The sequence below is a fragment of the Kribbella sp. NPDC002412 genome (assembly GCF_053592935.1).
Window position 1 is genome coordinate 124,310 of the sequence record NZ_JBSFBL010000016.1, and the last position, 22,232, is coordinate 146,541.

The 22,232-nt window shown below is 70.5% G+C and carries 14 protein-coding genes and 1 pseudogene; 7 read left to right on the forward strand and 8 right to left on the reverse strand.

What is annotated here, in order from left to right:
• Nucleotides 1-31: 31 nt before the first annotated feature.
• Entirely contained in the window at nucleotides 32-1,390 is a 1,359-nt protein-coding gene (locus ACWCOV_RS15825) for an FAD-binding oxidoreductase (protein ID WP_449829966.1), read from the reverse strand.
• Between the two features lie 42 nt (nucleotides 1,391-1,432).
• Entirely contained in the window at nucleotides 1,433-2,149 is a 717-nt protein-coding gene (locus tag ACWCOV_RS15830; protein WP_449829967.1) for an alanyl-tRNA editing protein, read from the reverse strand.
• A 112-nt stretch (nucleotides 2,150-2,261) separates the two neighbouring features.
• Here ACWCOV_RS15830 and ACWCOV_RS15835 point away from each other — a divergent pair, with 112 nt between their 5' ends.
• The 6 genes from ACWCOV_RS15835 to ACWCOV_RS15860 all read left to right on the forward strand — a co-directional run bounded on the left by ACWCOV_RS15835 (nucleotide 2,262) and on the right by ACWCOV_RS15860 (nucleotide 12,722).
• On the forward strand, nucleotides 2,262-2,912 hold the full coding sequence (locus tag ACWCOV_RS15835; RefSeq protein ID WP_449829968.1) for a hypothetical protein: 651 nt from the start codon (nucleotides 2,262-2,264) through the stop codon (nucleotides 2,910-2,912).
• Between the two features lie 8 nt (nucleotides 2,913-2,920).
• A complete protein-coding gene (locus ACWCOV_RS15840) occupies nucleotides 2,921-3,472 on the forward strand; it encodes a DUF6529 family protein (protein WP_449829969.1) in 552 nt (183 codons plus the stop codon).
• Nucleotides 3,473-3,483: 11 nt separating this feature from the next.
• On the forward strand, nucleotides 3,484-3,888 hold the full coding sequence (locus tag ACWCOV_RS15845) for a Rieske (2Fe-2S) protein (RefSeq protein WP_449829970.1): 405 nt from the start codon (nucleotides 3,484-3,486) through the stop codon (nucleotides 3,886-3,888).
• A 33-nt stretch (nucleotides 3,889-3,921) separates the two neighbouring features.
• On the forward strand, nucleotides 3,922-4,803 hold the full coding sequence (locus ACWCOV_RS15850) for an LLM class flavin-dependent oxidoreductase (protein ID WP_449829971.1): 882 nt from the start codon (nucleotides 3,922-3,924) through the stop codon (nucleotides 4,801-4,803).
• 125 nt (nucleotides 4,804-4,928) lie between these two features.
• Nucleotides 4,929-10,442 carry an ATP-binding protein gene (locus ACWCOV_RS15855; RefSeq protein WP_449829972.1) on the forward strand — a complete coding sequence of 1,838 codons (5,514 nt, stop codon included), beginning with the start codon at nucleotides 4,929-4,931 and terminating at the stop codon, nucleotides 10,440-10,442.
• Between the two features lie 66 nt (nucleotides 10,443-10,508).
• Entirely contained in the window at nucleotides 10,509-12,722 is a 2,214-nt protein-coding gene (locus ACWCOV_RS15860) for a penicillin-binding protein (RefSeq protein WP_449829973.1), read from the forward strand.
• On the opposite strand, the pseudogene ACWCOV_RS15865 reads toward ACWCOV_RS15860, so the two are convergent.
• Nucleotides 12,719-14,593 (reverse strand): annotated as a pseudogene (locus ACWCOV_RS15865) (primary-amine oxidase); the annotation flags it as partial. The gene ACWCOV_RS15860 and the pseudogene ACWCOV_RS15865 overlap by 4 nt on opposite strands.
• A gap of 72 nt (nucleotides 14,594-14,665) precedes the next feature.
• Here ACWCOV_RS15865 and ACWCOV_RS15870 point away from each other — a divergent pair.
• Nucleotides 14,666-16,111 carry a gamma-aminobutyraldehyde dehydrogenase gene (locus ACWCOV_RS15870; protein ID WP_449829974.1) on the forward strand — a complete coding sequence of 482 codons (1,446 nt, stop codon included), beginning with the start codon at nucleotides 14,666-14,668 and terminating at the stop codon, nucleotides 16,109-16,111.
• On the opposite strand, the gene lysA is transcribed toward ACWCOV_RS15870, so the two are convergent.
• From lysA to ACWCOV_RS15895, 5 genes are all read right to left on the reverse strand, one after another.
• Nucleotides 16,108-17,358, reverse strand: coding sequence for a diaminopimelate decarboxylase (gene lysA, locus ACWCOV_RS15875; protein ID WP_449829975.1), 1,251 nt, complete (start codon nucleotides 17,356-17,358; stop codon nucleotides 16,108-16,110). The two genes, ACWCOV_RS15870 and lysA, sit on opposite strands and share 4 nt — an antisense overlap.
• Before the next feature lie 7 nt (nucleotides 17,359-17,365).
• Nucleotides 17,366-18,286 (reverse strand): universal stress protein, encoded by a 921-nt coding sequence (locus ACWCOV_RS15880; protein ID WP_449829976.1) that lies wholly within the window; start codon nucleotides 18,284-18,286, stop codon nucleotides 17,366-17,368.
• Entirely contained in the window at nucleotides 18,283-19,737 is a 1,455-nt protein-coding gene (locus tag ACWCOV_RS15885) for an amino acid permease (protein WP_449829977.1), read from the reverse strand. The genes ACWCOV_RS15880 and ACWCOV_RS15885 overlap by 4 nt, the downstream gene beginning before the upstream one ends.
• A gap of 93 nt (nucleotides 19,738-19,830) precedes the next feature.
• Nucleotides 19,831-20,850 (reverse strand): agmatinase, encoded by a 1,020-nt coding sequence (gene speB / locus ACWCOV_RS15890; protein ID WP_449829978.1) that lies wholly within the window; start codon nucleotides 20,848-20,850, stop codon nucleotides 19,831-19,833.
• 30 nt (nucleotides 20,851-20,880) lie between these two features.
• Nucleotides 20,881-22,074, reverse strand: a complete 1,194-nt coding sequence (locus ACWCOV_RS15895; protein ID WP_449829979.1) for a serine hydrolase domain-containing protein — start codon at nucleotides 22,072-22,074, stop codon at nucleotides 20,881-20,883.
• Nucleotides 22,075-22,232 lie beyond the last annotated feature (158 nt).

The following is a 22,232-nucleotide window of genomic DNA, read 5'->3' on the forward strand; positions in this document are numbered from 1 at the left end:
CAGGCCGTGTCTGGCAATTGCCAGACACGACCTAGGCCGGCCCGAACGGGAACACCTTGTCCGGGTCGTACGTCGCGCGCACCTCGGCCAGCCGGGCGAACGTGTCCGCCGGCCAGCACGCCTCGTACGACCCGGGGAACGAGAACGCGGCGTCGAAGTTGACGATCGAGGTGGTCGCGATCCAGTCGCGCAGACCGGTCAGCACACCGTCGACGACCCCCGGCAGCACCGTCTCGAACAGGCTCGGGTCGGGCACCCCGATCATCACCAGGCTGTAGGCGCTGCTCCGCCCGCCGACCGCGCTGCCCTCCGGCACGTCGCGGCTCATCGCGCCACCGAGGTGCCGGATCTCGATCGCGATCAGCGGCAGCTGCTGCCGCGGACCGACCGCGTCGAGGAAGGCCGCGACGAACCCGGGGTCGACGTCCTTCAGCACCAGCCCACGGTCGAACGCCGGCGTCGGCTCCTTCGGGTCGTTGTGGATGAGCGCGATGTCGGTGGCCGGCATCTCGCCGACCCCGTCGATGATCGCCGTACCGGCGGCCCGGATCGGCTGGAACAGGCGCTCGCCGTCGGCCGGGTCGCCGACGAACGCGAAACGCACGCTGAGGACCGTCTTGCCGCGCAGCGGCTCCGGGATGAACTCCAGCGGCGGCAGCCGGAGGATCACGACCGAGGTGTTCGCGGTCTCGGGCAGCGTCTTGGTCCACTCCGCCCAGGTGCCGAACACGGCGGCGATGTCGTCGGCGTCGAAGAAGACCGAGCCGCCGTACAGCGTGCTGAGCTCGACCAGCGCGAAGTCCATCGCGGTGACCAGGCCGAGACCGCCCTTCCCGCCGCGCAGTGCCCAGAACAGGTCGGGATGCTCGGTCGCGCTCGCCGTCACGGCCTGGCCGTCGGCGGTCACCACCCGGAAGCTGCGTGCCCAGTCGGACGAGAAGCCGTACGTGCGGGACAGCGGTCCGACCCCACCGCCGAGCGTGTAGCCGATGCAGCCGACGGCGTCGGACGCGCCGATGACCGGCGCCAGCCCGTGCTCACCCGCGGCCGCGATCACCTCGGCCCACCGGCTGCCGGCCGCGATGTGCGCCAGCTTGGCGTCCGCATCGACCGTGACACCGGTCAGGCGCGACGTGTTGACCAGGACACCATCGGTGATCGGCACCGGCGACCCGTGCCCGGTTGCCAGCACGCGCACCGGTTTGCCGGCCTCGGCCGCGGCGCGCACCGCCGCTACCGCATCGTCCTCCGACGTGATCCCGACGGCGACCTCAGGACTGTGCTGCACGGCGAGGTTGAACCCCACCACCTCCTGCGCGTACCCGTCGTCCTCCGGCCCCAGCACCGGCCCTGCGACCGCGCCCCTGAGCCTCTCCACCATGTCGGTCATGGTTCCTCCCCTCTCCGCCTCGCAGTCTTGTCCCCGAAGGGGTCAGACGATGCGGACGCGGAGGCGGCGGAAGCCGCGGCCCTTGCTCTCCATCTTGACGACCTCCATCCGGCCGATCATCGCGGTGGAGGCGACGTGGGTGCCGCCGTCGGCCTGGGTGTCGAGGCCTTCGATGTCGACGATCCGGACCACCTCGATGTCCGGCGGCAACAGGTTCGTGGCCGTCCGGATGATGTCCGGGATCGCGAACGCCTCGTCGCGCGGCAGATTGGCCACGGTGATCCGGCGATCGGTGCGGATCTCGGCGTTGACCGCCTCGGCGACGCGGTCCTTGAAGTCCGGCGGCACCTCGGCCAGGTCGAAATCCATCCGGGCGGTCAGCGGCTCCATGTTCCCGCCGGTGACGAGCGCGCCGAAGTCGCGGAAGACCACGCCGGTCAGCACGTGCAGGCCGGAGTGCGTCCGCATCAGGTCGGTACGGCGTTCGTCGTCGAGCGCACCGCGGACCGCGGTGCCGACCGGCGGAACGGGATCCTCCTCGTGCAGCACCAGGTACTGGTCGTCACCCTTGACCGTGCCGACGACCCGGGTCCGCACCCCGCCCCACAGCAGCACACCGTGGTCCGGCGGCTGGCCACCGCCGCCGGGGTAGAAGGCGGACCGGTCGAGCACGATGCCGCGTTCCGGGTCGGCGCCGACGACGACCGCGTCCCACTCCCGCAGCGTCGCGTCGTCCAGGTCGAGCCGATGGGTGCCCATCCGCCGAATGTAGCAACCCTGTAGCAACCCTGTAGCAACGCTGTAGCAACGCTGGGCGAGCAGTTGACCGCAGCCGTGGTGGGCCGCGATTCTCGTCTGTGAGGTGGGGGAGATGGGACAACGCAGTCCGCTGGTGACGCTCGCGGCCGCAGCCGTCGGGCTGGTCGCGCTGCTCGTCGTGAACAGCACCCAGACCGGCACCCTCGGGGCGCCTAGTGCCGCCGCGCCCACCGCCACCCCCAGGACCACCAGCCCGCCTGCGACACCGACCGCCACAACTCCGTCGGCCACGCCTACACAGGCGGCAGTCGTTGCCGTCTTCACCGGCCGTACGACGGGACGCGAAGCCACCCTCGCGATAGCAGTGAAGGGTGGTAGAGCAGCCGCGTACGTCTGCGACGGCCGCAGCGTCGAGGTCTGGCTGACCGGAACCCACGACGGCGGCCGGCTCGGGCTGCGCTCCAAATCCGGTGAGCGACTGACCGCAACCCTGGCCGCCGAAGCCGTCACCGGCACGGTCACCGTCCGCGGCCGCCAACTGGCCTTCACGATCGACAAGGCCGACCCACCGGCCGGCCTGTACCGCGCGCGGACGTCCAGCAACACCATCGGCTGGATCGTCCTGCCCGACGGCAGCCAGGTCGGCGTCGACAACGACGGCACCCCGGCTCCCGCGCCGCCACTCGACGCCGCCAGCGGTACGGCGACCGTCGGCGGCAGCCCGGTCACGGCCACGTCGATCACCGGCGACGAGACGTTCTGAGGAGAGCCATGACGACGACGGCGCCGGTCCGAGTCGCGAGCAGAGCCGTGATCCCGTTGGCCGTCGGCGCCGCGGTCGCCATCGTCCTCGGTGTCTACGGACGGCTGCACGACCCGACCGGCGTCGCGATCAACGTGGCCGGCTTCTCCAGTCCACAGTCGGTGAAGGCCTGGCTGGCAACGCTGGCCTTGCTGCTGGCCGTCGTACAACTGGTCTCGGCGATGGCGCTGTTCGGGCATCTCAAGGCGTTGTCGGGTCGGCGATGGGTCGGGCCGCTGCATCGGTGGTCGGGGCGAGCGGCCGTCGCGGTCACGCTGCCGGTGGTCGCGCATTGCCTTTACGCGTTGGGTTTCCGGTACGACGAACCACGCGTGCTGATCCACTCCCTGCTGGGTTGCTTCTTCTACGGCGCGTTCGCGGCCAAGATGCTGACGCTGAGCCGGAACGACCTGCCGCGCTGGCTGCTGCCGGCGCTCGGCGGGGCCGTCTTCACCGGCCTGGTCGGGCTGTGGCTGAGCTCGTCGCTGTGGTTCTTCACCACCTTCGGCATCATTCGTTGAGAGGACCCGCCGTGGACGAACCGAGTCGCCGTACCGTCCTCGCCGCCGGTGCGGCCGCGGTCGCCGCAGTCGCCGGCTGCAGCACGTACGGCGAACCGACGAGCCCGCCCGCCACCTCGGCCCCGGCCGGCGCCGTGCTCGCCAAGACCACCGACGTCCCGGTCGGCGGTGGGATCATCGTCGCCGACAGCCAGACCGTCATCACGCAGCCGACCGCGGGCACGTTCAAGGCGTTCACCTCGATCTGCACGCACCAGCAGTGCCCGGTCGCCAGCGTCGAGGGCGGCACGATCAACTGCGACTGCCACGGGAGCAAGTACGCGATCGCGGACGGGTCGGTGGTGAAGGACCCGGCCCCGGCGCCGCTGGCGGCCAAGCAGATCACCGTCTCCGGTGACTCCATCCAGCTTGCTTGAGCTCAAGTGCTCTTCAACTGACATGCTTCCGGCATGGTCGAATTCGGAGTACAGGTCACGCCGACCGAGCAGGTCGGACTGCATCGGGAGCTGGTCGCGGCGGCGGAGGAGGGTGGCATCGACCTGATCGCGGTCCAGGACCACCCGTACGCGCCGAGCCAGCTGGACGCGATGACGGTGATCGGTGATCTGCTGGCCAGGACCGAGCGGCTGCGGTTCTTCCCGGACGTCGCGCCGCTGCCACTGCGGCCGCCGGGTCTGCTGGCACAGTCGGCCGCGGCCCTCGACGTACTGTCCGGCGGGCGGTTCGAGCTCGGCCTGGGCGCCGGGGGGATCCCGCGGGGCATCACCGGTATCGGCGGTCCGGACCGGACCCCGGCCGAGGCCCTCGAAGCGCTCGCGGAGGGCATCGGTCTGCTCCGCCGGCTGTGGACCGGCTCCGACCGAGTGGTTGCTGATGGCAAGTACTACCGGCTGAACCTGCGCCCGGGCCCGCTGCCGGCGCACGACATCCAGATCTGGGTCGGCTCGGTCGGGCCGAAGTCGATGCGGCTCACCGGACGGCTCGCCGACGGCTGGGCCGCGCCGATCCCGCACTACCTCCCGTACGACGAGTGGGCCGGAGCCAACGCGATCATCGACGAGGCGGCCAAGGCAGCCGGCCGGGATCCGTCGGACGTGCTGCGGATCGCACAGGTCGTCGGGACGATCACCGACGTACCCGGTGACACCGACACGACGCGCGGCGACGCCCCGCTGCGCGGCACTCCGGACCAGTGGGCCGAGTTCTTCGCCCGGCTGGCGACCGAGCAGCCGTTCCGGACGTTCGTCTTCTGGCCGGAGGAGCACAACCTGACTCAGATCACCCGGTTCGCGACGGACGTCGTACCGGCCACCAAGGCGCTCCTGGGCTAGTTACCACGAGTGACGACGCACCGGATCAGGGGGGCGACTCGACGGTAATGCTTCCGGGCTGAAAACCTGTGCGCGCGGACGGCGATCCCTTCCGCACAACGCAAGGTGAGACACGGAGGCGGTCGATGTTCAAGCGTATCGCAGTGGTGAACCGGGGCGAGGCCGCGATGCGGCTGATCAACGCGGTGCGTGAGCTCAACGCCGAGGGCGGTGAGCCGATCGAGACGATCGCACTGTTCACCGACGGCGAGCGGACCGCTACGTTCGTCCGCGAGGCCGACATCGCCTACCCACTCGGCCCGGCGTCGGCCCGGCCGTACCTGGACCTGCAGGTGCTCGAGCGCGCTCTGCGCGAGACCAAGGCCGACGCGGCCTGGGTCGGCTGGGGCTTCGTCGCCGAGGACCCCGCCTTCGCGGAGCTGTGCGACCGGATCGGCGTCACCTTCATCGGCCCACCGGCCGAGGCGATGCGCAAGCTCGGCGACAAGATCGGCTCCAAGCTGATCGCCGAGGAGGTCGGCGTACCGGTCGCGCCCTGGAGCCGCGGCGCGGTCGAGTCGCTCGACGCCGCCCTGGAGGCGGCCGCCTCGATCGGCTACCCGCTGATGCTGAAGGCCACCGCGGGCGGTGGCGGCCGCGGCATCCGGGTGATCCGGTCCGCCGAGGAGCTCGAGGACGCGTACGCGCGGACCAGCGAAGAGGCGGCCCGGGCGTTCGGCAGCGGCGTGGTCTTCCTGGAGCGCCTGGTCACCGGCGCCCGGCACGTCGAGGTGCAGGTCATCGCCGACGGCCAGGGCACCGCGTGGGCGCTCGGCGTCCGCGACTGCTCGGTCCAGCGCCGCAACCAGAAGGTGATCGAGGAGTCCGCCTCCCCGCTGCTGTCCGCCTCGCAGGTCGAGGACCTGAAGGCGTCGGCCGAGCGGCTCGCGCTCGCGGTCGGCTACCGCGGCGCCGCGACCGTCGAGTTCCTGTACCACCCGGGCGACAAGACCTTCGCCTTCCTGGAGGTCAACACCCGGCTGCAGGTCGAGCACCCGATCACCGAGCTGACCACCGACTTCGATCTGGTGAAGGCCCAGCTGCACGTCGCCTCCGGCGGGCGGCTGGACGGCGGCAAGCCCGCCGAGAGCGGCCACGCGGTCGAGGCGCGGCTGAACGCCGAGGACCCGGACCGCGACTTCGCGCCGTCGCCGGGGCGGATCGCCGTACTGGACCTGCCTGCCGGGCCTGGGGTTCGGGTCGACACCGGGGTCGGCGCGGGAGACAGCATCCCGGCCGACTTCGACTCGATGATCGCGAAGATCATCGCCTACGGCCGGACCCGGGACGAGGCGCTCGCGCGGCTGCGCCGGGCGGTGGCCGCGACCACCGTGCTGATCGAGGGCGGCACCACCAACAAGAGCTTCATCCTCGAGCTGCTGGACCAGCCGGAGGTGATCGACGGCAGCGCGGACACCGGCTGGATCGACCGGGTCCGCGGCGAGGGCCGGCTGGTCTCGCACCGGCACTCCGGAGTCGCGCTGGTCGCGGCGGCGATCGAGGGGTACGAGGAGGCCGAGCAGGTCGAGCGGGCGCGGTTGCTGGAGACCGCCCACGGCGGCCGGCCGCAGGTGCAGCACGAGGTGGGCCGCGCGATCGACCTGAAGCTGCGCGGCGTCGGCTACCGCGTGACGGTCGCGCGGATCGGCCCGGACCGGTTCCGGGTCGGCGTCGGCAGCGGCGACACGTTCAAGGTCGTCGACGCCGAGCTGGAGCGGCTGGACTCCTACACCGGCCGGCTGGTCGTCGGCGGGCAGCGGTTCCGGCTGGTCACCGCCACGCACGGACCGGTGCACCTGATCGAGGTGGACGGTGTCACCCACCGCGTGAGCCGCGACGAGGGCGGCGTACTGCGTTCGCCCGCACCGGCACTCGTGGTCGCGACGCCGGTCCAGAGCGGCAGCGTGGTCGAGGCCGGTGCGCCGGTGCTCGTGCTCGAGAGCATGAAGATGGAGACGGTGCTGAACGCGCCGTTCAAGGCCACCGTCAAGGAGCTGCTCGTCGCCACCGGCAGCCAGGTGGAGACCGGTGCGCCGCTGCTCCGGCTGGAGCCGGTCGCCGACGACGGCGCGGCGGCGGAGGCTGCGCCGGTGGAGAACGGCGTGAAGCTGGACCTGCCGAACGGGTCGGGGGAGAAGTCGGCGGCCGAGCGCGCCGAGCGCGGGCTGGACGACCTGCGCAGCATGCTGCTCGGGTTCGACATCGACCCGCGGGACGAAGGCGGCATGCTGGCCGACTACCTGACCGCGCGGGCCGAGCTGGCCGAGCCGCCGGTGCACGCCGAGATCGACCTGCTGCAGGTGTTCGCGGACTTCGCCGAGCTGAGCCGCAACCGGCCGGCCGGTGAGGAGATCAGCACCGAGAACCGGGTGCACAGCCCGCGCGAGCACTTCCACACCTACCTGCAGAGCCTGGACCCCGAGCGGGGTGGACTGCCGGCCGAGTTCCAGTCCCGGCTCAGCCGGGTGCTCGGCCACTACGGGGTGACCGAGTTCGAGCGCAGTACCGAGCTGGAAGAAGCGGTCTTCCGGATCTTCCTCGCCCAGCAGCGCTCCACCCCGGACGTGTTGCTGGTGACGTCGGTGCTGCAGCGCTGGATCGCCGAGCCGCGCCCGGCCGCACCGGTGGACGAGGGCGCGCACGAGTTGCTGGACCGGTTGGTACTGGCGACCCAGCTGCGCTTCCCGGTGATCGGCGACCTGGCCCGGAGCGTGCGCTTCCGCTGGTTCGACCAGCCGCTGGTGGACGCGGACCGCACCTCGGTGCTGGCCGGTGTCCGCGACGAGGTCGCGGCCCTGGCCGCGGAGCCGGCGGCGCCGAACCGCAAGGAGCGGATCGACGCGCTGGCGGCCATCCCCGAGCCGATCGTCCGCTTCCTGGCCGAGCGCGTGGAGCACGGCTGGGGCGAGCGGGAGCCGATGCTCGAGGTGCTGATCCGTCGGCACTACCGCGAGTACGAGCTGCACGACCTGCGGGAGTTCGCCGTCGAGGGCCGGCCGTTCGCGACCGCGGACTACTCGATCGACGACCGGCTGAGCCACCTGGTCACCACGGTCGGCACGGTGGCCGAGCTGGCTGACCCGGACAGCGGCCTGGTGCAGGCGCTGACCGCGCAGGTCGATGCCCGCCCGGCCGGTCACGAGGTAGTCACCGAGCTGTACCTGCACGGCCCGGACGTGCCAGCAGGCCAGCAGGACGCGTCGGACCACCTCCGCGACCTGGTCGACGCGCTCCCGGTCTCCCAGCAGGTACGCCGCTTCACCGTCGCGGTCGCACCGGGTCACGGCGGACCGGTCTCGTACTTCACCTACCGCCCGGCCGCCGGCACGGTGACCGAGGACGACAACGTCCGCGGCGTCCACCCGATGGTCGGCCGCCGGCTCACCCTGTGGCGGCTGCACGACTTCCGGATCACCCGGCTGGACGCGCCCGAGGACGTCCTGCTCTACCACTGCGTCGCCCGCGACAACGAGGCCGACCAGCGGCTCGTCGCGCTCGCGCAGGTCCGCCAGTTCGCGGTGGTCCGGGACGAGGACGGCCAGGTGACCTCGCTGCCGCACGCCGAGCGGGCGATCGCGAACTGCCTGGAGGCGATCCGCCGGGCCCGCACCGAGCGCGGCGCGGCCGGGGCGAAGCTCGACATGAACCACGTCTGGGTGCACATCTGGCCCGAGATCAAGGCCCAGGTCGACGAACTGACCGCGCTGCGCCGCAACATCGCCCCGCTGACCGCCGGCGCCGGGATCGAGGAGGTCCTGGTCCAGGGCCGGGTGCTGACCCCGGACGACTCGGTCAACCTGCTCGCCGCGCGGTTCTACTACCAGCACGGCGCGGGTGTCGTGACGTCGGTGGAGCAGCCGCCGACCGAGCGCCTGAAGCCGCTCGACGACTACGCGCAGAAGGTGCAGCGGTCCCGCCGCCGCAACACGGTCTACCCGTACGAGGTCGCCGGGATGGTGTCCGGTCCGGGCGGCAGCTGGACGGAGTACGACCTGGACGACACCGGCGCCCTGGTGCCGGTGGAGCGTCCGCGGGGCCTGAACAAGGCGGGTCTGATCGCCGGCGTGGTCACCACGCCGACGGCCCGGCACCCGGAGGGCGTGACTCGGGTCGTGCTCAGCGGCGACCCGACGAAGGCGCTCGGCGCGGTGGCCGAGGGGGAGTGCTCGCGGATCATCGCGGCCCTCGACCTGGCCGAGCGGATGCGGGTGCCGGTCGAGTGGTACTCGCTGTCCGCCGGGGCCCGGATCTCGATGGACTCCGGCACCGAGAACATGGACTGGGTCGCCAAGGCGCTGAAGCGGATCGTCGAGTTCACCCAGGACGGCGGCGAGATCAACATCGTCGTGGCCGGCATCAACGTCGGGGCGCAGCCGTACTGGAACGCCGAGGCGACCATGCTGATGCACACCAAGGGCATCCTGGTGATGACGCCGGACAGTGCGATGGTGCTGACCGGCAAGCAGTCGCTGGACTTCTCCGGCGGCGTCTCCGCCGAGGACAACTTCGGCATCGGCGGCTACGACCGGGTGATGGGCCCGAACGGCCAGGCGCAGTACTGGGCGCCCGACCTGAAGGGCGCGCGGGACGTGCTGATGGCGCACTACGACCACACGTACGTCGTCCCGGGAGAGAGCGGTCCCCGGCGGGCCGAGACGTCGGACCCGGTGAACCGGGACGTGACGACGTACCCGCACAACGTGGCCGGCAGCGACTTCCGCACCGTCGGCGAGATCTTCTCCGCGGCGACCAACCCGGAACGCAAGAAGGCGTTCGACATCCGCACGCTGATGCGGTCCGTGACCGATCAGGACCACCCGGTGCTGGAGCGCTGGGCCGGGATGGCCGACGCGGACACCGCGGTGGTCCAGGACGCCCGCCTCGGCGGGTACCCGGTCTGCCTGCTCGGGATCGAGTCCCGGTCGGTGCCGCGCCGCGGCTTCCCGCCCGCCGACGGGCCGGACACCTACACCGCGGGCACGCTGTTCCCGCGCTCGTCGAAGAAGGCGGCCCGCGCGATCAACGCGGCCAGCGGGAACCGGCCGTTGGTCGTGCTCGCCAACCTGTCCGGCTTCGACGGCTCACCCGACTCGATGCGGAACCTCCAGCTCGAGTACGGCGCCGAGATCGGCCGGGCGATCGTGAACTTCCGGGGCCCGATCGTGTTCTGCGTGGTGTCGCGCTACCACGGCGGCGCGTTCGTGGTGTTCTCCAAGGCGCTGAACCCGTCGATGACGGTGCTCGCGGTCGAGGGCTCGTTCGCGTCGGTGATCGGCGGCGCGCCGGCGGCCGCGGTCGTGTTCGCCGGCGAGGTCAACTCCCGGACCGCGTCCGACCCGCGCGTCGCGGCCCTGGCCGAGCGGGTCCGGGAGGCCAGCGGCGCCGAGCGGGCCGCCTTGGCGACCGAGCTGGAGGAGGTGCGGACCGCCGTACGGGCCGAGAAGCTGGGCGAGGTGGCGACCGGGTTCGACCGGGTGCACAGCATCCAGCGCGCCGTCGAGGTAGGGTCCGTCGACGCGGTGATCAGCGCGGCCGAGCTGCGGCCCCGGCTGATCGAGGCAATCGCCGCCGGCCTGGCACGTGGTGATCAGTCCACCTAACCTGGAGTTATGCACACCGACACGGGCGGTGGCAACAAAGTCCGCGCACTGGTGACTTTCCTCATCGTGAGCGTGCTTTCGGGCGCGCTGGCGGCCGGGCTGGCGATCCCGTTCGCCGGACTGGCCGGGGTCGGCAGCGAGAAGGTCGTGGACACCGTCCAGACTCTGCCGCGGGAGCTGGAGATCGAGCCGGTCGCCGTCCGTAGCCGGATCCTGGCCGCGGACGGCACCCTGATCGCCACGCTGTACGAGCAGAACCGGGTCCCGGTGTCGCTGAGCTACATCAACCCGATCATGCGCAAGGCGATCGTCGCGATCGAGGACTCGCGGTTCTACGAGCACGGCGCGATGGACCTGAAGGGCACGCTGCGCGCGATGCTGCGCAACCAGACCGAGGGCGAGGTGCAGCAGGGCGGCTCCAGCATCACCCAGCAGTACGTGAAGCTGAGCCTGGTCGAGAAGGCCAAGACCGCCGAGGAGCGGCACCGGGCCACCGCGGTCACCTACGAGCGCAAGCTGACCGAGCTGCGCTACGCGATCGCGGTCGAGAGCGAGTACTCCAAGGACCAGATCCTGGAGCGGTACCTGAACGTGGTGAACTTCGGCGACGGCGCGTACGGCGTCCAGGCCGCCGCGCAGCACTACTTCCGGACCTCGGCCAAGAACCTCACGCTCGCCCAGGCCGCGATGCTGGCCGGCCTGGTGAAGAACCCGACCGGCTACGACCCGACCAACAACATGGCCCGGGCGAAGGCCCGCCGGGACGTGGTGATCCGGCGGATGCTCGAGCTGCGCGTCATCTCCGTGCACCAGGCGAACCAGGCGCTCAAGACCCCGGTGATCGACCCGGAGCGGGTGCTGAAGGTGCCGAACGGCTGCGCGAGCTCGAAGTACCCGTTCTACTGCGAGTACGTCGTCTCCAGGCTGCTGCAGAACCCGGCCCTCGGCCGGACCGTCAAGGACCGCGAGCACTTCCTGAAGACCGGCGGCCTGACCGTGACGACGTCGCTGGACCGGCGGATGCAGAAGGCCGCGCAGGCGTCGATCAACGAGCACACCAAGCGCACCGACAGCGCGATCGCGGCGATCACCATCGTCGAGCCCGGCACCGGCCTGGTGAAGGCGATGGTGCAGAGCCGGGAGTACGGGCGCGGCGCGTACCAGACCGCGTACAACTACAACGTCGAGAAGTCCTACGCGGGTGGGTTCGGGGGCTTCCAGAACGGCTCGACGATGAAGGCGTTCACCGTCGCCGCCGCGATCTCCAAGGGCATCCCGCTGGACTACCGGATCAACTCGCCGCAGCAGATCAACCTCAGCGGCAAGCGGTTCCAGACCTGCTCGGGCTGGACCAGGGACCCCGACTACACGCCGCAGAACTCGACCCAGGGCGGCAACCTGACGCTGGTCGAGGCGACCCGGTACTCGACCAACACCTACTTCCTGCAGCTGTCGCAGCGCGTCGGCCTGTGCCCGATCGCCAAGATCGCCCAGTCGCTGGGGGTGTACAACGGGCAGACCCTGGAGCCGCTGGACCAGGTCATCTCGATGACGCTCGGCGTCGGCTACGTGACGCCGTTGATGCTGTCCAACGCGTACGCGACGTTCGCCGCCCGCGGCAAGTACTGCAAGCCGTTGCTCGTCCTCTCGGTCGAGGACAAGTCCCGCCGGCCGATCGACACCCCGGGGATCGAGTGCAAGCAGGCGCTGAGGCCCGAGGTCGCCGACGGCGTGAACCGGGTGCTCAGCGCGGTGATGGAGCCGGGCGGCACCGGCGGCCGGCTGAACTTCGGCAACTGGGACCTGGCCGGCAAGACCGGCACCATCCAGGAGAACAAAGCGGTCTGGTACGTCGGATACGCGCCGAACCTGGCCGCGGCAGCCGTCGTGGCCGACGCGAACCTGCCGTACACGAACCTGATGTACCGCCACACCCTGGACGGCCAGGACATCTCCGACCCGACCGGCTCCGGCACCGCCGGTCCGCTGTGGCAGACGGCGATGCAGAACGCGCTCGACGGCATGCCGCTGAAGCGGTTCGTCGCGCCGCGGGCCACCGCCGTCGCCGGCGACCGCAAGGACATCCCGCCGGTCAACGGCATGAACCCCGACGAAGCCGAGGACCGGCTCCGCCAGGCGGGTTTCGACGTCGTCATCGCCGAGGACCTGGTCCGCTCGCCGGAGAACGAAGGCACCGTCGCCTACACCGACCCGAGATCGCGTGACGGCGCGCCCGAGGGCTCGCTGATCACCATCCATCTGTCCAACGGCGACGGTTAGCTTGCGTGCCCGTGGTCCGGAGCCACGTCGAGGGACGGGTTCCGGTCGAAGAAGCCGAACGGCTTGAGCCAGAAGGCGATCGTGTCCGCGGGCATCACCGGCCAGTCCTCGACCCGGGTGACGTGGTGGATGCCGAACACGTACCAGAGCACCACGTCGGTGTTCTCCAGCGCCTCGTCGTCGGCGATCCAGCGCGTCATCCCGTCGTCCGTCGCCGACTGCGTCGGGTAGGCGCCGCACGGCCAGCGTTCCTCGTCGTGCTGCCGGGTCACCCAGACCGTGTGCCCGATGACCGGCGCCCGCAGGAACTGCGGGGCGGCCGGATCCATCAACGGCGGGATCGACGCGCTCGGCACCAGCTTGTACGCCGGATTGGTGCCCAAGGCATTCACCCGGTTCGGGTTGACCACCTTCCAGGACCGTTGGCTGGCCCAATTGAAGTCGCGGGCAGCCTCGGACTCGGACCGGATCGGGGTGGCCTCGGTGACCACGGCCAGGCCGTACGGGTTGTCGTCGGAGACGGGCAAGGCGCGCGAGTCGACCTCATGCACGGTGTTCCCGTCACCGTCGACGTCGAGGTCGAGCCGGGCGACCAGGAAGTGCTGGTGGAACGGCGCATACGTCTGCTTGTCCACCACCGTGCCCGTCGCCGGTGCGGAACCGTCGGCGGCGAACGGTGTGGTCACCATCAGCCCGGTCGCGCGCACCTCGCACTCGATGTTGCCGTCCTGGTAGAAGCGCCAGTAGACCAGGTACTCGTAGTTCGCGACGGTGACGTGACAGGACACGACCAGCCGGCGCATCCGCCGTACCTCGGCGCCGGTGGTGTGGTCGACGTGCTTCCACAGCACGCCGCTGTCCTCCTCGTGCAAGCAGATCGCGTTCCGGATCGGGTAGGGCTCACCGTGGCTGTCGTGCAGGACGGCGTCCAGGTAGACGATCTCGCCGAGACAGTCGCAGCCGAGCTCGAGCGAGGTGGTCATGAAGCCGAGACCCCACTCGCCGATGTCGAACGCCGTACGGCGGTAGTGGTCGAAGGACGCGTCCCGGTAGGGGACCATCAGCTCGGCGAACGACATCCGGTACGCGATGTCCCGGCCGCCGTACTGCACCTGGTAGACGACCGGCCCCTCGCGGTAGTTGAAGCCGAGCCGCAGCGACCAGTTCTGCCAGCTGAGCCCGTTGCCGTCGAGGGCGAACGAGACACCTTCGGGCTGGGTGATGTGCAGCGGCTTGAGGTCGGCGCGGAACGGGCCGGCGGCATACTCCGCGGTGACGTCGGGCTGGCCGTGGTTGTGGTCGTTCTCGAGCTCGAGCAGCTCGAGGGTGTTCAGGTCGACGACGACCTTGAGCCCCGACACCGGGTGCGCGTACGGGTTGCCCTCGGGCGTCTCGCGGTACCAGATGTCGCACCAGCCGAGCCGGCGGTCGCGGTACTCCGCCGGCATCAGGGCCTTGCCGTACGTCCACACCTCGATCAGCACCAGCGAGAGGTCGGTGACTCCGCGCTCGGCCAGCGCCGCGATCACGTCCGGGTGCGCGCGCATCGCCTCGTCGACCTCGTGGTACTCGTCGACGGTGAAGTTGGGGGTCGCGCCGGGCACGTGCGTCCAGGACTCCACCCGGTCACCGATCAGGTCGACGACACCTTCCCAGGTCTGGTTGTCGGCTCGGTTCCACAGTACGGCGAACGCCGTCCGCGGGATCGGATCACCCAGGCGCCAGGTGCGGACCACGGCCTTGGCCGGCTCGAGCAGCTCGATCGCGGCGAACCGCCAGGACCCGCCGAGCTCCTTGTCCCGGCGCAGGATCGCCGCGGTCCGGCGGAGCTCGTCGGCGTCCAGCGGGTCCAGCGGATGCGTCGCCATGGGCTTCTCCTCGTCAGTGCGGAAGGCCTAGATTGAAGGAACCTGGGGGCGAATCGGTGCCGGGGAGGGCTCGAGATGCCGGAGAAGAAGGTCTTTCACAACATCGTCGACGGCAAGGTCCAGGCGGCCGCGTCCGGGGCGATGATGGACATCGTCGACCCGTCCACCGGCGAGGTGTACGCGTCGGCGCCGAACTCCGACGAGCACGACGTCGACCTGGCCTGCCGGGCCGCGGCCGGCGCGTTCGAGAAGTGGCGCTGGTCGACGCCGTCGGAGCGGCAGAAGGCGCTGCTGAAGCTGGCCGACGTGATCGAGGAGAACGCCGAGGAGCTGATCGCGGTCGAGAGCGAGAACACCGGCAAGCCGGTCGGCCTGACCCGGTCGGAGGAGATCCCGCCGATGGTCGACCAGATCCGGTTCTTCGCCGGCGCCGCGCGGGTGCTGGAAGGCAAGTCGGCGGGTGAGTACATGCGTGGCTTCACCTCGTCGGTCCGGCGCGAGCCGATCGGTCCGGTGGCCCAGGTGGCGCCGTGGAACTACCCGATGATGATGGCGGTCTGGAAGTTCGCGCCCGCCCTCGCCGCCGGCAACACGGTCGTGCTCAAGCCGTCCGACACGACGCCGGCCTCGTCGTACTGGATGGTCGAGAAGATGCAGGAGATCTTCCCGCCCGGCGTCTGCAACCTGGTCTGCGGCGACCGCGACACCGGCGCCGCGCTGACCAGGCACAAGGTGCCGCAGCTGGTCTCGATCACCGGCTCGACCCGGGCCGGGATGGCGGTCGCGACGGCGGCCGCGGCCGACGTGAAGCGCGCGCACCTCGAGCTCGGCGGCAAGGCGCCCGTGGTGGTGTTCGACGACGTGGACATCCCGGCCGCGATCGAGGGCATCTCGGTCGGCGGCCTGTTCAACGGCGGCCAGGACTGTACGGCGGCCACCCGGGTGCTTGTGCAGCAAGGGATCTACGACGAGTTCGTCGAGGCGCTGACCGACGCGGCCCGCAACACCAGGACCGGTTACGACCCGGCCGACGAGGACATCCTGTACGGGCCGATCAACAACGCCAACCAGCTCGGCCACGTGTCCGGGCTGGTCGAGCGCGCGCCCGAGCACGCCCGGGTGACGACCGGCGGCAGCCGGGTCGGCGAGCGCGGGTACTTCTACGAGCCGACGATCGTCGCGGACCTGCGGCAGGACGACGAGCTGATCCGGACCGAGATCTTCGGCCCGGTGCTGACCGTGCAGAAGTTCGCCGACGAGGACGAGGCGCTGCGGATGGCGAACGACACCGAGTACGGCCTGGCGTCCTCGGTGTGGACGACGAACGTCACCACCGCGGCCCGGATGTCGGCCCGGCTCGACTTCGGCTGCGTCTGGGTGAACACCCATATCCCGTTGATCGCCGAGATGCCGCACGGCGGGTTCAAGCACTCGGGCTACGGCAAGGACCTGTCGATGTACGGCCTCGAGGACTACACGCGGATCAAGCACGTCATGCTCCATCACGGCTTCGAGGGTTAGTCGACGTCTCGGGCCATCAGGTCGTTCCACGTCTCCCGCCGTACGACGAGACGCGCGCGGCCGTCGTGCGCGAAGACGACCGGGATCCGGCGGTTGCCGTTGTAGTTGTTCGCCATCGTGTAGCAGTACGCGCCGGTCGCGGGGACGGCCAGGAGGTCGCCGACGCGCGGGTTCGCCAGCGGCACGTCGTCCACCAGGACGTCGCCGCTCTCGCAGTGCCTGCCGACAACGGTCGCGGTCTCGAGGCCGGGACCGTCGAACCGCCCGACGATGCCGGCCTCGAAGCGCTGCTCGAACAACGCGACCTCCAGGTTGTCACCCATCCCGCCGTCCACCGCGACGAACGTGATCGAGCCGCGCTTCACCGTCGTCACCCGGTAGATCGTGGTCGCCGCCGTACCCACCATGCTGCGGCCTGGCTCGATGATGACGTGTGCCGACGCGGGCAAATGCTGTTTCGCCGCGCCGATGAGGGCATCGAGGTACGACGCCACCGTCGGCGGCTCGTCCGACCAGGTGTAGCGCGCACCGAGTCCGCCACCCAGGTCGTACACCTCGAACTCGCCCAGCCGCGCAACCGGCGCGACCGACTCGGCGAACGGCTCGACGTCGAGGATCTGGGAGCCGACATGGACGTGCAGCCCCCGCATGCGCAGCCGTGGGCTGTGCTCGATCCGGTGAATCAGCCGGGCTGCGTCAGCCGGCATGAGCCCGAACTTCGAGCCCTCATGGCCGGTCAGCACATGGCTGTGGGTGTCGGCGGTGACGCCGGGAATCACGCGGACCAGCACATCTTGCGTGCGTCCGGTCGCCTCCAGCCGGTCGACGTCGTCGGCGTTGTCGACCACGACCAGGCCGATCCCGTGCTCGACCGCGAGCGCGATCTCCTCGTCGCTCTTCGCGTTGCCGTGCAGCACGAGCAGGCTCGGATCGGCACCGGCCTTCAACGCGGTCAGGATCTCGCCGCCGCCCGCGACGTCCAGGCCGAGTCCTTCCTCGACCATCACCCGCTGGATCGCCGTACAGGGGAAGGCCTTGGAGGCGAAGGCGACACGGGAGTCCGGCCAGCGGGCCGACAACTCGTCGCGGTACTCGCGAGCACGGGAGCGGAGCGCGTCCTCGGCGACGACCAGGACCGGCGTTCCGAAGGCGACCGCCAGGTCGTCGGCGCGGCACCCGCCGACGACCAGCGTGCCGTCGGCGTCGAGGCTGCTCCCGGGCGGAAACAGCGAAAGCAGGTCGCTCATGGCCGGGTCAGCCGTCGGTGGCGCGTTCGGCCAGCACCTCAGCCCGGTGACGCGGCACGACGATGACCGGGACGGGGGAGTGCCGCAGGATCTTCGAGGCCCGCGAGCCGAGGAACACCCGCGCGACCGGGCCGAGCTCACTCGACCCGACCACGAGGACGTCGCCCGGCTCCCAGCCGACCTCGTCGATCGCCTCGTCCCAGGTCGCCCCGGCGCCGATCACCGTCTCGACCGATCGGGGTCCGGAGCGAAGATGCTTGATCTGGGCCAGCGTGGCGTTCACGGTCTTGTCCAGCTCGGCTCGCCACTCCTGCATGACCAGGTCCTCCGGCTCGGTGCCGAGCCGGGTGGTGAAGGCCGGCCGGGACCACACCGCGAACGTTGCTATCCGCAACGATGCGCCCACGTCGCCACCGACCGCCGCCGCGGCCAGGACCAGGTTTTCGGCGCTCGCCGTACCTCCGAAAGCAGCGGTCACCCGGCTGACCCTGGCATCCGGAGGACAGCGGAATCCCCGGGTGGCGAGGGCGAGCGACACGTGCGAGCTGTGCAGCAGCCGGTCCGTCACGCTGCCCAGCGCGATGTGACCGAACACCCCGGCGGACGACGACCCCAGCACGATCAGCCGCGCGTCATGATGGTCGGCCAGCTCCAGCAGACCGGCCGGCGCCGACCGCGCACTGTGCCTGACGTAGGCGGCCGGCACGTCGGACGGCATGAAGCCACGAGCGCGTTCGAGCGCCTGATCAGCGGTCTGTGCCAGGTACTCGTGGTACTCCGCGTCCACCCGCGCCATCCCCGGCGTCCACGGCGCCGGTACGACGGTGCAGACGATCAGGTCGTCGTTCGCGGACCGGGCCAGCATCGCCGCCAGATGCAAGGCCGCCTTCCCCCGTTCGTCGGAGGCGTAGCCGACGATCATCGTCATGAGGCCGGCCCGTCGTCGTCGTGGATCAGGCCGACGTGCTCGTGCCGGCCGAGGTGCGAGTGCTTGAAGCCGTAGAAGAAGTACCAGGCCAGCGCCACCGCGACCCAGATCAGGAACACCCAGATCGTCACCGCGCGCAGGTCCTGGATGATCCACAGACAGCCCAGGATCGACAGGATCGGGGTGACCGGGTACAGCGGCACCTTGAAGCCGCGCGGCAGCTCCGGGTGCGTGCGGCGCAGCACCATCACGCCGATCGACACCACCAGGAACGCCACCAGGGTCCCGATGCTGGTCATCTCGGCCAGGAAGTTGATCGGGATCAGCCCGGCCAGCACCGCGATCACGATCGCCACGATGATGGTGTTCGGGACCGGGGTGTGGGTGCGCGGGTTCACCTTGTGGAACAGCTCCGGGATCATCCCGTCGCGGGCCATCGCGAACAGGATCCGGGTCTGGCCGTAGATCACGATCAGCGTGACGCTGAAGATCGAGATCACCGCGCCGGCCGCCAGCACGGTGGCCGGCCAGCTCGAGCCGGTGACGTCCTCCAGGATCGCCGACAGCCCGGCCTCCTGGTCCTCGAACTCGCCCGCCGGCTGCGCCGCGACCGCGACCAGCGTGACCAGGATGTAGAGGGTGGTGACGGTGACGAGGGCGATCAGGATCGCCAGCGGCATCGTCCGCCGCGGGTTCTTGACCTCTTCACCCGCGGTCGAGACCGCGTCCAGGCCGATGTAGGAGAAGAAGATGATGCCGGCCGCCGAGGTGATGCCGGTGATCCCGAACGGCGCGAAGTCGGACAGGTTGTCGGAGTTCCAGCCCTGCAGGCCGATCACGATGAACAGCACCAGGACGCCGATCTTGATCAGCACCATCACGGCGTTCGTCTTGGCCGACTCGCTGGCGCCGCGGATCAGCAGCAGCGTGACGAGCAGCACCAGGATCACCGCGGGCAGGTTGAACACACCGCCCTGCTCCGGCGCCTGCGACAGGCTGTCCGGGATGGTGAAGCCGAAGAGGTTGTCGAACAGCTCGTTCAGGTACTGCGACCAGCCGACGGCCACCGCGGCCGCGGAAACGCCGTACTCGAGCAGCAGGCACGCGGCCACCCCGACCGCGGGCAGCTCACCGAGCGTCGCGTAGGCGTAGGAGTACGACGATCCCGACACCGGCACCGCGCTCGCGAGCTCGGCGTAACAGATCGCGGTCAGCCCGGCGACCACGCCGGCCACCACGAACGACCAGATCACCGCCGGCCCGGCGACCGGCACCGCCTCCGCGAGAACGAAGAAGATACCGGTGCCGATGGTGGCGCCGATCCCGAACATCGAGAGCTGGAACAGGCCGATCGACCGGACGAGCTCGCTCTGTCCGGTGTCGGTGCCGGTCTCCTGCGCCATCTCCGGAACCGGCTTGCGGCGGAACAGTTGCTGTGGCGTCATCGCCATGGAAGCCCCCTCCCTCGATGGAGGTGCCCGCCCGTCCCCGCCACCTCCACCCCTCTTCGGAGTGTGGCACTCGCTCACCGCGCTGGGAACAGGTCAGCCCGGACGGCCGTCCAGCAGCGGCCGGGACGGATCCCAGTGCGTGCCGTCGCGCTCGTCCCTGCGCTTGCGGGCAATCGCCGACAGTGCTTCCAGTACGACCCGGTTCGCGAGCGCCGCGGTGATGTCCGCGTGGTCGTACGGCGGGCTCACCTCGACCACGTCCATCCCGACCACGGGCAGCTCGAGGCCGATCCGCCGTACCGCGTCCAGCAACTGGCGAGCGGTCAGGCCACCGGGCTCCGGAGTGCCGGTGCCGGGGGCGTGGCCGGGGTCGCAGACGTCGATGTCGACCGACAGGAACACGCCGTCGCACTCGTCGGTGGCGATCGCGAAAGCCTCGCTCAGGCAGGTGTTCAGGCCGCGCTGCCCGATCTCGGTCATCTCGTAGGAGCGCATCCGTTGCTGCGCCATCCAGTCCAGCGTGTCCGGCGGCGGCCAGTAGCCGCGCAGCCCGATCTGCAGGAACCGATCGCCGCGCAGCGCGCCGGACTCGATCAGCCGGCGCATCGGTTGCCCATGCCCCCACAACGACCCGAACTCGATGTCACCGGTGTCGGCGTGCGCGTCGAAGTGGATCATCGACACCCGGCCGTGGCCGAGCACGTTCGCGACCCCTTTCGCGTCCGGGAAGGCGATCGAGTGGTCCCCGCCGAGCACCACCGGGATCGCGCCGGAGCGGGTCACCTTCTCGACCGCTGCCTCCAGCGTGGGCAGCGCGACCTCGATGTCGCCGGAGTACATCTCCACGTCACCGGCGTCGACGACGTTCAGGTCGACCAGCCCGTCGGTGCGCAGCGCGAGACTCGGCCGGGACCCGTCGTGGCCGAGGTAGTCGCGCATCCGGATCGCCATCGGCCCGAACCGGGCGCCCGGCCGGTGCGACGTGCCGCCGTCGAACGGCGCCCCGAGGATCACGACCTGCGCGTCCGCGTACGACGCCGGGTCGTCCAGATCGCAGGCCGGGACCCCGAGAAAGGTGAAGTCCGGGCCGAACTGCTGGCCGTATCGGGTCATGGTCGGAGTGTCGCACTCCGCAATCGTCTGTCAACCGCTCAATTGGGCGCCGATCGCGCCGAACGCCCGCAGCGTGTCGACCAGGTACGCCGGGCGCCGCGGGTCCGGCCACGACGACAACTTCACGCCGACCAGCTTGGTGGCCGGGTTGACGTAGAGCATCTGACCGTGGAATCCCAAGCAGGCAAGGGCTGTTCCACGCGCGTCGGGCACGAACCAGAACTGGTTGCGGTACCACCCGCCGGCCAGCACGGCCTCGTTGTCGGTGCCCGAGAACGCGGTCCGGACGTCGGCGCCGGGATGCCACGACTCGGCCAGCCAGCGCTTCGGCACGATCCGGTCGTCGTTCTCGAGCAGCAACTGGCCGAACCGCGCGAGATCGCGGGCGGTCGCCGAGATGCCGTCGGCGTGCACCGCGGAGCCGACCGGGTCGCAGGTGATGTCGGCGTCCTGCTCGGTGCCCATCGGTGCCCACAGCAACCGGGACACGAGATCCGCCATCCGGGTGCCGGCCGCGCGTTCGCACACCCAGCCGAGCATGTCGGTGTCGGCCGACCGGTAGGCGAACGGTCCGCCGTGCGGGGTCGCCGTACCCAGGGTGGTCAGGTACTCGTACAGGCCGGCCGGGTCGCCGTCGCGCCGTGGTCGCCAGCCCATCGACCGCTCCATCACCCGGACCTCGGAGTCAATCGCTTGAGAGGTCTCGTGGAACGCGACGCCCGTGCGCATGTCGAGCAGGTGACGCACGGTGGCGTGGCCGTACCCGGTCCCGGCGACTTCCGGGACGTAGGTGGTCACGGGCGCCTCGGGGTCGAGACTGCCGCGGCCGGCCAGGATTCCGGCGACACAGCCGACGATCGACTGGGACACCGACAGCAGCAGGTGCGGGGTGTTCGCGGTCATGCCGGCGAAGTACCGCTCCTCGGCGACGACACCGTCGTGCAGCACGATCAGCGCGTCGGTCCAGGTGTCCGCGAACACGCCGTCGGCACGCGTGACCGCCCCGTCCAGGCGCGTGACCGGAGTCGCTCCCACCGCAGGGTCGAGGGCCGTGGTGAGCGGGCGGGTGTGATCCGGGTCGGCCGGAATCACGTGCGTGGGCATGAGCTCGCGCATGTGCCGGAATGCCCAGCGCACATTGGCCGCATCCCGCCAGCCGGCCAGATCGACAAGCGTCTCGGCGGTCGGCGGAAACCCAACCATCCGCTCGCCGCTGCTCCCCATACCGACAAACTACGCGACACCATGACCCGCGGGGCCTACCTCAAGGAGGCCGGCTACAGCGGGCGGAGGTCGGTGCCTGGGATCCAGGTGACCCGGCCGGACTTGTCGCGGACGCGGCCGAGCCACTCGCCGTTGTCGCGGATCCAGATGTCGAGCTC